Origin of the sequence: Streptomyces sp. NPDC002701 (genome assembly GCF_042889045.1) — a bacterium.
GTDB lineage: Bacteria > Actinomycetota > Actinomycetes > Streptomycetales > Streptomycetaceae > Streptomyces.
Map to the genome: position 1 here is coordinate 165,016 of NZ_JBIAQL010000014.1, position 11,901 is coordinate 176,916.

13 protein-coding genes are annotated in these 11,901 nt (G+C 74.8%); 11 read left to right on the forward strand and 2 right to left on the reverse strand.

What is annotated here, in order from left to right:
• Positions 1 to 65 precede the first annotated feature (65 nt).
• From ACFYXC_RS29670 to ACFYXC_RS29695, 6 genes are read left to right on the forward strand one after another with little or no spacing between them, the layout of a single operon-like run.
• Positions 66 to 830, forward strand: coding sequence for a thioesterase II family protein (locus ACFYXC_RS29670; protein WP_389555017.1), 765 nt, complete (start codon positions 66 to 68; stop codon positions 828 to 830).
• Between the two features lie 10 nt (positions 831 to 840).
• Positions 841 to 2,106: a beta-ketoacyl-[acyl-carrier-protein] synthase family protein gene (locus ACFYXC_RS29675; RefSeq protein ID WP_389555019.1), complete on the forward strand. Its 1,266-nt coding sequence runs from the start codon at positions 841 to 843 to the stop codon at positions 2,104 to 2,106.
• Positions 2,103 to 3,359: a ketosynthase chain-length factor gene (locus tag ACFYXC_RS29680; RefSeq protein WP_388915788.1), complete on the forward strand. Its 1,257-nt coding sequence runs from the start codon at positions 2,103 to 2,105 to the stop codon at positions 3,357 to 3,359. Before ACFYXC_RS29675 ends, ACFYXC_RS29680 begins: the two co-directional genes overlap by 4 nt.
• Positions 3,360 to 3,404: 45 nt before the next feature.
• On the forward strand, positions 3,405 to 3,668 hold the full coding sequence (locus ACFYXC_RS29685; RefSeq protein WP_388915785.1) for an acyl carrier protein: 264 nt from the start codon (positions 3,405 to 3,407) through the stop codon (positions 3,666 to 3,668).
• Between the two features lie 15 nt (positions 3,669 to 3,683).
• Positions 3,684 to 5,003: an FAD-dependent monooxygenase gene (locus tag ACFYXC_RS29690; protein WP_389555021.1), complete on the forward strand. Its 1,320-nt coding sequence runs from the start codon at positions 3,684 to 3,686 to the stop codon at positions 5,001 to 5,003.
• Positions 5,000 to 5,911, forward strand: a complete 912-nt coding sequence (locus ACFYXC_RS29695; protein WP_389555024.1) for an MBL fold metallo-hydrolase — start codon at positions 5,000 to 5,002, stop codon at positions 5,909 to 5,911. Before ACFYXC_RS29690 ends, ACFYXC_RS29695 begins: the two co-directional genes overlap by 4 nt.
• Before the next feature lie 61 nt (positions 5,912 to 5,972).
• Here ACFYXC_RS29695 and ACFYXC_RS29700 read toward each other — a convergent pair whose 3' ends face one another.
• Both ACFYXC_RS29700 and ACFYXC_RS29705 read right to left on the reverse strand, forming a co-directional pair.
• Positions 5,973 to 6,467: a nuclear transport factor 2 family protein gene (locus tag ACFYXC_RS29700; protein WP_389555026.1), complete on the reverse strand. Its 495-nt coding sequence runs from the start codon at positions 6,465 to 6,467 to the stop codon at positions 5,973 to 5,975.
• Between the two features lie 13 nt (positions 6,468 to 6,480).
• Positions 6,481 to 6,942, reverse strand: a complete 462-nt coding sequence (locus tag ACFYXC_RS29705; protein ID WP_389555027.1) for a nuclear transport factor 2 family protein — start codon at positions 6,940 to 6,942, stop codon at positions 6,481 to 6,483.
• Positions 6,943 to 7,071: 129 nt separating this feature from the next.
• Here ACFYXC_RS29705 and ACFYXC_RS29710 point away from each other — a divergent pair, with 129 nt between their 5' ends.
• The 5 genes from ACFYXC_RS29710 to ACFYXC_RS29730 all read left to right on the forward strand — a co-directional run bounded on the left by ACFYXC_RS29710 (position 7,072) and on the right by ACFYXC_RS29730 (position 11,756).
• Entirely contained in the window at positions 7,072 to 7,362 is a 291-nt protein-coding gene (locus ACFYXC_RS29710) for an antibiotic biosynthesis monooxygenase family protein (protein ID WP_388915769.1), read from the forward strand.
• A gap of 76 nt (positions 7,363 to 7,438) precedes the next feature.
• Positions 7,439 to 8,395 carry an aromatase/cyclase gene (locus ACFYXC_RS29715; RefSeq protein WP_389555030.1) on the forward strand — a complete coding sequence of 319 codons (957 nt, stop codon included), beginning with the start codon at positions 7,439 to 7,441 and terminating at the stop codon, positions 8,393 to 8,395.
• Between the two features lie 127 nt (positions 8,396 to 8,522).
• Positions 8,523 to 8,777, forward strand: coding sequence for an acyl carrier protein (locus tag ACFYXC_RS29720; protein ID WP_388915763.1), 255 nt, complete (start codon positions 8,523 to 8,525; stop codon positions 8,775 to 8,777).
• Between the two features lie 128 nt (positions 8,778 to 8,905).
• A complete protein-coding gene (locus ACFYXC_RS29725; protein WP_389555032.1) occupies positions 8,906 to 10,690 on the forward strand; it encodes an acyl-CoA dehydrogenase in 1,785 nt (594 codons plus the stop codon).
• Between the two features lie 109 nt (positions 10,691 to 10,799).
• A complete protein-coding gene (locus tag ACFYXC_RS29730) occupies positions 10,800 to 11,756 on the forward strand; it encodes a 4'-phosphopantetheinyl transferase family protein (RefSeq protein ID WP_389555033.1) in 957 nt (318 codons plus the stop codon).
• Positions 11,757 to 11,901 lie beyond the last annotated feature (145 nt).

Here is an 11,901-nt window from a genome sequence, read left to right on the forward strand (position 1 = left end):
CGCTGGGCGGGCGTGGCTGCCACAAGCACGGGCAGTCCGGGGAGCCCGCACAGGAGGGACGGTCCATGTCCGACGCACCGCCGGTGCCGCTGCACTGCTTCGCGCACGCCGGAGCCGGAACCTCCGCCTTCCACGGCTGGTCCGCCGGCCTGGGCGAGGGCGTGCCGCCCGTGCCACACCTGCTGCCGGGCCGCGAACGGCGCCGCCGCGAGCCCCGGGTGACCGGCCGCGAGGCGCTGCTGTCCGACCTGCTCGACCACTTCCGCACCCCCGCCGGCCCGTACGTGCTCTACGGCCACAGCCTGGGCGCGCTGGTCGCCTACACACTTGCCCGCGCCCTGCACGAAGCCGGCCTTCCCGCCCCCGCGCTGCTCGCCGTGGGCGCCTGCCCGCCCCCCGACGCCGCCTCGGCCCTCTCCGACGCCTGCGGCACATCCGCGGAGCGGCTGCGGGACATGCTCGACGCCGTGGGCGCCGGCCCCGGGGACACGGTCCCCGGCGACCTGTGGCGGCGCATGGTCCTGCCGGTGCTGCGCGACGACCTGACCCTCGCGAACGCCCTGCGCCACGCCGCCCGCCGGCCGGTGACCGGCGGCCCCTTCCAGGTACCGGTACTCGCCGTCGCGGGCGCGGACGACCCGCTCGCCCCACCCGCCGTGGTGGCCGGCTGGCACCGCTGGACGGCAGGACCGGTGATCACCCGCACGCTGCCCGGGGACCACTTCTTCGTACGGGAGCACTCTTTGCCCCGTCTGCTCGGACGGGCCTGCCGCGTCGTACGCCGGCTGGCGGCGCACCCCGCACCGACGACCACAGGAGGACCGACGTGAGGGACAGCCGATGAGACGAGTCGCCATCACGGGGATCGGTGTGGTCGCGCCCGGCGGCGTGGGCACCGCCGCGTTCTGGTCCCTGCTGACCGAGGGCCGCACCGCCACCCGCCCCATCACCCTCTTCGACGCCTCGGCGTTCCGGTCGCGGATCGCCGCCGAGGTCGACTTCGACCCGGCCCGGCACGGCTTCACCGCCGCCGAGGCCCGACGCCTGGACAGGGCCGCCCAGTTCGGGCTGGTCGCGGCCCGCGAGGCGGTCGCCGACAGCGGCCTGGACACCGCCGCCACGGCCGAGCGCACCGGCGTGGTCCTCGGCAGCGCCGTCGGCTGCAGCAGCGGCCTCGACGAGATCTACGCGCACGTCAGCGAGCACGGCGCCGACTGGCAACTGGACCACACCCGCGCCGAGGCACGGCTCGGCGACTACCTGGTGCCCAGTTCGCTGGCCGCAGAGGTCGCCCGGGACGCCGGTGCGCAGGGCCCGGTCGCCGTCGTCTCCACCGGCTGCACCTCCGGCCTGGACGCGCTCGGCCACGCCGTCGAACTCATCCGCGAGGGCAGCGCCGACGTGATGGTCGCGGGCGCCGCCGAGGCGCCGATCACCCCGATCACCCTGGCCTCCTTCGACGCCATCCGCGCCACCTCGGCCCGCAACGACGATCCCGCGACCGCCTCCCGCCCCTTCGACCGCACCCGCAACGGCTTCGTCCTCGGCGAGGGCTGCGCCGTGCTCGTCCTGGAGGAGTACGGGCGGGCGCTGCGGCGCGGCGCCCGCGTGTACGCCGAGATCGCCGGGTTCGCCAGCCGCTCCAACGCCTACCACATGACGGGGCTGCGGCTGGACGGCGCGGAGATGGCCGAGGCGATCCGCGTCGCGCTGCTGGAGGCACGCCTGAACCCCACGGACGTCGACTACGTCAACGCCCACGGATCCGGCACCAAGCAGAACGACAAGCACGAGACGGCCGCGTTCAAACGCAGCCTGGGCGAGCACGCCCACCGCGTCCCGGTCAGCTCCATCAAGTCGATGATCGGGCACTCGCTCGGCGCGATCGGCTCCCTGGAGATCGCCGCCTGCGCCCTGGCCATCGCCCACGACACCGTGCCGCCCACCGCCAACCTGCACGACCCCGACCCCGACTGCGACCTCGACTACACGCCCCTGACCGCCCGTGCGCAGCGCACCGACACCGTACTCAGCGTCGGCAGCGGCTTCGGCGGCTTCCAGAGCGCGATGGTCCTCACCGACAGGCGACCGGAGGTTGCCGTATGACCGCCCTCGCGGCACAGGAGAGAGGGCTCATCGGGGCCCGCGACATGACGGCCGCCGTCACCGGCCTCGGCGTCGTCGCACCCGGCGGCGTCGGCACCGAGACCTGGTGGGCTTCCGTGCTGAGCGGGCACAACGCCATCGCCCCCGTCACCCGCTTCGACGTCTCCGGCTGGCCCGTCGGGCTGGCCGGCGAGGTGCACGGCTTCGACGACGCCGAGCACGTGCCCGGACGGCTGCTCCCGCAGACCGACCGGGTCACCCGGCTCGCGCTCGCCGCCGCCGCGCAGGCGCTGGAGACGGCCGCACTGGACCCCGCCGAGCTGCCCGACTACGCCGTCGGCGTGGTCACCGCCAACGCGGCCGGCGGGTTCGAGTTCGGCCAGCGGGAACTGCAGGCCCTGTGGAGCCGCGGCAGCAAACACGTCGGCGCCTACCAGTCCTTCGCCTGGTTCTACGCGGCCAACTCCGGCCAGATCTCCATCCGGCACGGCCTGCGCGGGCCCAGCGGCGTGATCGTCTCCGAACAGGCCGGCGGCCTCGACGCCGTCGCCCAGGCCCGCCGCCAGCTGCGCCGGGGCGTGCACGCCGTGGTGGCCGGCGGCGCCGACTCCACCCTGTGCCCCTGGGGGTGGACCGCCCACCTGGCCGCGGGCGGCATGAGCACCGCCGAGGACCCCGACCGGGCCTACCTGCCGTTCGACGCCGACGCCCGCGGCCACGTCGTGGGGGAGGGCGGCGCGCTGTTCGTCATCGAGGACGGCGACACCGCCCGCGCCCGCGGCGCCACCGTCCTCGGCACCGTCGCCGGCTGCGCGGCCACCTTCGACCCGGCGCCCGGCACCGGACCGCCCCGGCTGCTCGCCGCCGCCGAACTCGCCCTGGCGGACGCCGGGATCGGCCCGGCCGAGGTGGACGTCGTGTTCGCCGACGCGGCCGGCGAACGCGACGCCGACCGGGCGGAGGCACAGGCCCTGACCGCCCTGTTCGGACCGTTCGGCGTGCCCGTCACCGCCCCCAAGTCGATGACCGGGCGGCTGCTCTCGGGCGGCTCCGCGGTGGACCTGGCGGCGGCCCTGCTGGCCCTGCGCGACCAGGTCATCCCCCCGACCACCGGCACCCGGCGCGTCGCCGGCGACTGCCCCCTGGACCTCGTGACCGGCGGGGCCCGCCCCGCCCGGCTGCGCACCGCGCTCGTACTGGCCCGCGGCCGGGGCGGCTTCAACGCCGCGACGGTCGTACGGGCAGCCCGCTGACGACGGACCCGACACCCCTGGACCCAAGGAAGACGAGGCACCATCGTGGACCGGCTGGAGCTCACCGAACTCACCGTCCTGCTGCGCACGTTCGCCGGCGAGGGGGAAGGCATCGACCTGACCGACGACGTCCTGGACACCCCCTTCTTCGACCTGGGCTACGACTCCCTGGCCCTGCTCCAGGTCACCGGCGTCGTCGAGCGCGACCACGGCATCACGCTCGACGAGGAGGCGCTGGACGAGGCGGAGACGCCGCGCCAGTACCTCGACCTCGTCAACGGCGCCCTGTCCGCACGCACCGCCGCCTGACGGGGGACCACCGCGATGACCTCCTCACTGAACGTGCCCGCCATGAGCCGGGCCGACGGCCCGCGCGCCGACGTCTGTGTGGTCGGCGCGGGCCCCGCCGGGCTCGCCCTCACCCTGATGCTGCTGCGCTCCGGCGTCGGCGTCACCCTGGTGGAACGCTCCACCGGACTGCGCCGCGACTTCTACGGCGAGATACTCCAGCCCGGCGGACAGCGCGTCCTCGACGAACTCGGCGTCCTCGCCGCCGCCCGTGCCCGGGGCGCCCGCGAACTCGGCGGCTTCCAGGTCCTGCAGGACGAGCGGGTGCTGCTCGACATCGACTACCGCCGGCTGACACCGCCGTACGACTGCCTGCTCGCGCTGCCCCAGCGGCACCTGCTGGACGAACTGCTCACCGCCTGCCGGGCACTGCCCGGCTTCACCTTCCTGGAGGGGCACCGCGTCTGCGCGCTGGTGCGCGAGGACGAACGGATCACCGGCGTGGTGGCCCGCCGGCACGACGGCGGGACCACCACCGTGCGCACCGGGGTCGTCGTCGGCGCCGACGGCCGCCACTCCCGCACCCGGATGCTGGCCAGGATCGACGCCGGCCGCCGGGAGGTGTTCGACCAGGACGTGGCCTGGTTCTCGCTGCCGGCCCCGGGCCGCGCCACCGGAGCGGTACGGGTGCACCGCACCGGCCACGGCGCGCTGCTCGTGCACGACGCCCACCCGGACCGGCTGCGTGTCGGCTGGACCCTGCCGCACCGCACCTGGAACCTGGTCGCGGTCCGCGGCATCGACGACATCCGCCAGGAACTCGCGGCCATGCTGCCCGGTTTCGCGGACCTGATCCACGAGCACCTGCGTACGCTGTCGGACCTCACCCTGCTCGACGTGTTCGCCGCGCAGGCCGACCGGTGGGTGGACGACGGGCTGCTGCTCGTCGGCGACAGCGCCCACACCCACGGGCCGATCGGCGCCCAGGGCATCAACCTCGCCCTGCAGGACGCGGCCGCCGCCCATCCCGTCCTGCTCGACGCCGTCCGCGCGGGCGACGCGAGCCGGACACGGCTGCTGCCCTACGAGCGTCGGCGCCGGCCGGCGGCCGCGACCGTGCACCGGATCCAGCGGGTCCAGGCCAAGGCGCTGCTGGGCCGCAGCGGCCCCGTCGTGACCCGGCTGCGCTCCCGGGCCGCCGCCGTGGTCACCCGCTCCCGCGTCGGCGAACGCATCACCCACCGCATCGCCCACGGCCCCGACCCGGCCACCGTACGCACCGATTTGTTCACGGCCCCCGCGCCCCGGACACCGCAGGCATCGCAGGCACCCCGGGCCGCCCGGAGCCGGGCGTGAGCGCGGGCGGCGGCCCCGGTCCGCTGACCGAGGTCGCCGACGGCGTGCACGTCCACGTCCAGCCCGACGGCGGATGGTGCCTCAGCAACGCCGGACTGCTCACCGACGGCGCCGACGCCGTCCTGGTCGACACCGCCGCGACCCGCGCACGGGCCCTGCGGCTGCGCGAGGCGGTGCTGCGCACCGTGCCGCGCCCTCCGCGCCTGCTGGTCGCCACCCACTTCCACGGCGACCACACCTTCGGCAACCACCTCTTCCCCGAGGCGCTGGTCGTCGCCCACGAACGGGCCCGCGACGACATCACCGCGGCCGGACTGCACCTGACCGCCCTGTGGCCCGACGTGTGCTGGGGCGAACCGGAGGTGGTGACGCCGCACCTCACCTACCGCGACCGGATGACCGTGCACGCGGGCACCCTGCGCGCCGAACTGCTGCACCCGGGGCCCGCCCACACCACCGGTGACACCGTCGTCTGGCTGCCCGAGCAGCGGGTGCTGTTCACCGGGGACCTCGTCATGTCGGGGGTGACACCGTTCTGCCCGATGGGATCGGTCGCCGGCTCCCTGGAGGCACTGCGCACCCTGCGGGCCCTCGGCGCCCGCACGGTCGTCCCCGGCCACGGGCCGGTCGGCGGACCGGAGCTGTTCGACGCCGACGAGGGCTATCTGCGCCGCCTGCAGCGACTGGCCGCCGACGGTCTGGCCGCCGGACTCGGCCCGCTGGAGACCGCCCGCGAGGCAGGCCCCGGCCCGTACGCCGACCTGCTCGACGCCGAACGGCTCGTGCCCAACCTGCACCGCGCCTTCCACGAGGCCCTCGGCGGCCGGCCCGGCGACCCGCTGGACATCCCCGCGCTGTTCGCGGAGATGACGCGCTACCACGGAGGGCTCCCGGTCTGCCGCGCCTGAGCACGCCGGACCGGGAGCCCTCCGTGGACCTCCGTGAGCCGTTCCCCGCGCGGACGGACCGTCAGAAGGACAGGTGGTCCGGGACGACGCGGCGCTCCCGCGTGAACAGCCGGCCGTCCTCGCACACCAGCAGGTCCTCCACCACGGCGCTCGGCCCGATGTCCGGCACCGGGTTCCAGGGCCGGGTGACCGCCACCAGCGTGTAGTAGCGCGTCTGCAGGGCCCCGTCGGGACGCACCGACACCCGCAGCATGTTGTACCAGTGCCGCCGGCGCACCGCCTCCGCGCCGAACCGCCTCTCGTGCGCGGCACGCAGCGCCGCCGCGATGGCCGCCCGCCCGTGGGCGGCGGGGACCGCGGGCGAGGGCGACAGGACGCCGTCGGGCGTGAACGTCGCCGCGAACTCCTCCGCGCGCATCTCGTCCAGCAGCGCGACCTGGTCCGCGTAGAACTGCTGGACGCGCGCGTACAGGGCGGAGTCGCCGGCCGCGAACCGCTCGCTGGCTGTCCCCGCCGCGGTGGGCGCCGTGTGCTGTTCCGTGGTCTGCACCGTCATGTCGTCAGCCCCCTCAGGCCAGGTCGTCCCGGGTGACCACCCGTCGCCGGGTGAGCCACTCGCCGTCCACGAGGACCAGTACGTCCTCCATGACACACACCCGCAGCACCTCGGAACTGCCGCCCCGCGGAGTGACGTACACCAGCGCGTAGCAGCGGGTGCGCAGGGAGCCGTCCGGGCCGCCCTGCACGTCGAGCATGCCGATCCAGTGCCGGTGCTGCTCGCCGCTGTCCCCCTGACGGGCCCGGTTGCGCAGCACGTTGGCCGCCAGTTCCGCCCGGCCGCGCACCGGGCCGGGCACGGTCGGCACGGTGAAGACGGCGTCCTCGGTGAACGTCGCGGCCCACCCGTCGGCGTCGTGCAGGTCGAACAGCTGCATCTGGTGCGCGTAGAACCGCTGCACCCGGGCGTACAGGTCACCGAATCCCCGCTGCCCGGCGAGGTCTTCGATGCGGTCGAGCGTCTCGGTGGTCATGCGGACCAGCCTTTCGTGCCGTCGGATGGACCCCACTGTCCGCCGCCCGGATCGAGCACTCTTCGAACCTTCCTCAAGCGGTCCGGCAGAACGTGGGAAGCGCCCCCCGAGATCCGCAGGAGGACGACCATGGTGACCTTCGTCAACAAACTGACCGTGCACGGCGACCTCGACACCTTCCTCGGCGTCAAGAACAAACTGACCGCCTTCATGGCCGCCCAGCCCGGCTATGTCAGCCACCAGGTCATGCGGCACGCCTGGCACCCGAACGTCTACCTGGAGCTCGCCGTCTGGGAGGACGCCGACGCACACCGGCGGGCGGTACGCAGCACGGAGTTCCAGTCGCTGGTCGGGCAGCTCGGCCCGCTCGCCACCCCCGAGCCCGGACTGTTCGAGACGGTCGAGGCGAGCACGGGATGAGCGGCCCCCCACCCCGGGCCCCCGACGCGGCGGGCCGGGCAATTTCTGAGACACGGCAGGGAAGCAGAGGTGTGTGGTGACGGGTGAGCGCGTGCACAGGACGTCGCACTCGACCGAGGTGGACGCGCCGGCCGGGATCGTCTACGGACTGATCTCGGACGCGGTGCGCTGGCCGCTGTTCTTTCCACCGAACCTCCACGTGGAGCGCCTGGAGACGGACGGCACCAACGAGCGGCTGCGGATGTGGGCGACCGCCAACGGCCAGGTGCGGTCCTGGATATCGCGGCGCGTGCAGGACCCGGGCACCCGGCGGGTGGAGTTCAGCCAGGCGCACCCCCAGGCGCCGGTGGACATGATGCGGGGCACCTGGGCGGTCGCGGAACTGCCGGGCGGCACCACCCTGCTGACCCTGCTGCACGACTTCACCGTCCACGGCGACCGGGCGCAGGACGTGGCCTGGGTGGAGCGGGCGGTCGACACCAACTCCCGCGCCGAGCTGGCCAGTCTGCGCGGGCTCGCCGAGCGCTGGACACGACTCGACGACCTGGTGCTGTCCTTCGAGGACTCGGTCCACGTGGACGCGCCCGCCGAACTGGTCCACGACTTCCTCCACCGGGCCGGCGACTGGCCCCGGCTGATCCCCCACGTGTCCCGGCTGGACCTCACCGAGGACACACCCGGCGTCCAGGTCATGGCGATGGACACGCTCACCGCGGACGGCGCCGTGCACACCACGGAGTCCGTACGGATCTGCTTCCCGCACGCCGGCCGCATCGTCTACAAGCAGACGACCACGCCCGCGCTGATGGAGGCGCACACCGGCGAGTGGTCCGTGGTGTCCGGCGAGAACGGCACGACCGCCGTGGCCCAGCACAGCGTGGTGCTGCGCGAGGACGCCGTCGAACGGGTCCTCGGCCCGGGCGCGGACCTCACGCAGGCCAGGCGGTACGTCCGCGAGGCGCTCGGCCGCAACTCCACCGCGACCCTCGAACTGGCCCGCAGGCACGCGGAGTCGGTGGTCCGGGCCGGCTGACCACCCGGGCGCCCGGGGTCCACCGCCGCTCCGGACACACACCACCACCCGCCCCGACAGTCGGCCGGGAAGCCCCCACGGCCCCCGCGGACTTTGGCGGACCCCCCGACCACAGGACGGTGAGGCGATGAACACGGACGCCAGGGCCAGGATCGCGGCCTACCTCTCCAGGTTCTTCCCGGTGTACGACCTCGGGGACGACGACGACATCTTCGCGCTCGGCTACGTCGGCTCCCTGTTCGCGCTGCAGCTGGTCACCTTCGTGGAGGACGAGTTCGGCATCACGGTCGAGGACGGGGACATGGAGCTGGAGAACTTCCGCACGCTCGGCGCGCTCGATGCCTTCGTCACGCGCAGGCTGTCTCTCGCGGCGGCCCGGTAGAGCGCGCCCCGCGACCCGGCTCCGGCACCGCTCGAGTGCCGTTCAGGGCGGGTGCGAGGCGACGTTGTCAAGGTGACGACCGGGCGTGCGACCGGCCCATGAGGTACGAAGGAGCTGATCAGCACGCCATGACCGGCACAGCGGAGACCGCACCCGCGCCGCCCGGCGGTGCACCCGCGCCGCCCGGCGGCCCACCCGGTCGCTGGGCGGCGGCCGCACGCGAGCGTGCGGCCCGGCTGGAGGCCCTGCTCGGCGACCCCTACGACCCGGCCAACCCGCACGGACTGCGGGCCCTGTTCGCCGCCGACGACCGGCGCACCCCTCCGTCCGCGACCGAGAACCTGCTGGCGGAGGAGGGCTGGGCCGCCGAGTTCGTACCCGCCGCGTACGGCGGCCGGCTCACCCGGGCCGACCTGCTCGCCCGCGCCCTGCGCCCGGTCTTCCGGCGGGACGTCGCCCTCGGCTTCGGCCACGGCATCACCTCGATGTTCGCCACCGGCGCCGTCTGGGCGGCGGGCCGCGAACAGCAGCGGCACGAACTGGCCGAACTGCTGCTCGGCGGCGGACGCGCCACGATCCTGCACCACGAACTCGCCCACGCCAACGCCATCCTGCGGGACGAGTTCACCGCCCGCCCGGCACCCGGCGGCGGCCATCTCCTGACCGGCCGCAAGGACGTCGTCATCAACGCCTCGCGCGCCGACGCCCACGTCGTCTACGCCCGCACCGACGCCGCGCGGGGGCCGCACAGCCACTCGGTGTTCCTCCTCGACCCCGCCCAGGCCGGGCCGGGCACGACGCGCCACCTGCCGCGGGCGGCGACCTCCGGGATGCGCGGAGCGCTCTTCAGCGGCCTGGAGTTCGACGGACGGGACGTGCCCGGCGACGCGCTCGTCGGCAGCCTCGGCGAGGGCGTCACCCTGGCCCTGCGCACCTTCCAGGTCAACCGCAGCGTGATCTGCGGCGTCGTCACCGCGGCCGCCGACACCGTCCTGCACTCCGCGGTCCGGGCCGCCACCACCGGGCGCAGCGGCCCCGTGGCCCGCCGCTGGCACAAGCCGCTCACCGGCGTCTTCGCCGACCTGCTGGCCTGCGACGCCATGGCCACCGTCGCGCTGCGCGCGCTCGGCCTGCTGCCCGGCCGCGCCCATGTGTTCGCCGCCGCCGTCAAGTACGTCGTGCCCGACCTGCTGCGGGAGAACCTGGAGGAACTGGCCTCCGTGCTGGGCGGCCGCAGCTACGACCTCGACAGCCCCGAGTACGGCGCCCTCGACAAACTGGTCCGCGACCTGCCGGTCGCCGGACTCGGCCACGCCGGCACCGCGTCCTGCCAGGCGGTGATCGTCCCGCAGCTGCGGACCCTGGCCGAGACCGCCTGGTTCGCCGAGGAGGAGCCGCCGCCCGAACTGTTCCGCACCGACGCCGACCTGCCCGCACTGGACTACCGGGCCCTGGGCATCGCGGGCGGCGGCGACTTCATGGCCGCCTCCCTCGTCGGCTCGGCCGGCCGGCTCGCCCCGAACCGCAGGGTCGGCGGCCAGATCGGCGCGCTCGCCGAATTGGCCGACGCGTTCGTCGCCGACCTGCGCGCCCTGCGCGAGACCTGTCGCCTGCTGCCCCCGTACGGGAGCCGGGCGCTCGCCGATCCCGCGGTGTGCGTGCTGAGCGACCGTTACAGCCTGCTCGTCAGCGCCGCCGCGGTGCTGGGGATCTGGGAGGGCCAGGACGGCACGGACCCGTTCCTCGCCGACCCGGCCTGGGCCGTGCTCGCCCTGTCCCGGATCGGTGCCCGGCTCGGCATCCCGGTGCCGGACCTGCCCGACGGCTGCACGCGCCAGGTACTGGACGAACTGACCCGCCGCTACCGGTCCGGCCTCGGCTGCGACCTGGACGCCACGACCCTCGCGCAGTGACACCCCGCCGCCACCCGGCCGCGTGCGACGACGACGCCCGCGCGGCGACGGCACGCACCGTACCCACCGCACCACCGAGTGCCCGACCCACGGAAAGGGGTGGACTCAAGTGAACAGCCTGGCGCCCACCGGACCGGCCGAGACCGAGCGCATCAGCGAGCCGATCCACGTCGGCGGCCCCGACGGCCCGTGGCAGGCGGTGCGCGAGGGCATGCGGCTGCGCGGCAACGCCGTCGTCTACACCACCTGGGGCGAGTGGCTGGGCACCGCCCTCACCGACCCCGGGCTGCGGCCCCTGCTCGGCCGGGACTGGCAGCGCTACCGGCGCACCGCCGACCCGCTCATCCGCTTCCGGTTCGTCACCTCACGCCTGGTCACCAAGTTCACGGCCGCCGCCGCGCTGGATGCCGAGCCCGCCGACCTGAATCTGGCGTACAAGATCGGCGGACGGCCCTATCTGCGCGGACTCGACCAGGTCGACATCAGCCTCACCCACACCGACGACCTGATCGCCGTGGGCGTCAGCCGCAACGGCCGGATCGGCGTCGACGCCGAGGCCGCCGACCGGGCCATGTCGTTCGACCTGATGCACAGCCATGTGTGCAGCCCCGCCGAACGCGCCGAGCTGGAGCTGCTGCCGGAGAAGCGGCGGACCGCGGCGCTGCTGCGGCTGTGGACGCTGAAGGAGGCGTACACCAAGGCGATCGGCCAGGGCCTGCGGCTCGGCTTCACCGAGTTCGGCTTCGGCACCGACGGGGCGGGGCTGCTGAACCCCGAGGGACAGCCCGCCTCCCGCGGCGAATGGGGCTTCACCACGCACCAGGTGCTCGGCCGCTACCTCCTCAGCGTGGCCTGTCACGACGCCGGCCTGGACACCTCCCGCGACACCGCCGCCCGCACCATGCTCGACGAGGGCTTCATGGGCGCCGTCGCGGGCCTGCTCGCCCCCGGCCCGCCGGACGCGGCCGGCACCGCACCCGACACCACCGCACCCGCCGACACCACCGCACCGGACGGCACCGGGCCGCACGGCGCCGGAGGGGACGGCGCCCGGACGGACGCCTGAGCCGGCGGGCGGCCTGCCCGGCCGGCGGCCGCGTCCAGCGCCGTGTCAGCGCCGTGTCGGGCCCGTGTCGGCACCGCCGCACATACTCGATCCGCGTGCGCGTTCGCGTTCGCACAGAGGGGAGGGAGGGGCCTTCGAGTCGCAC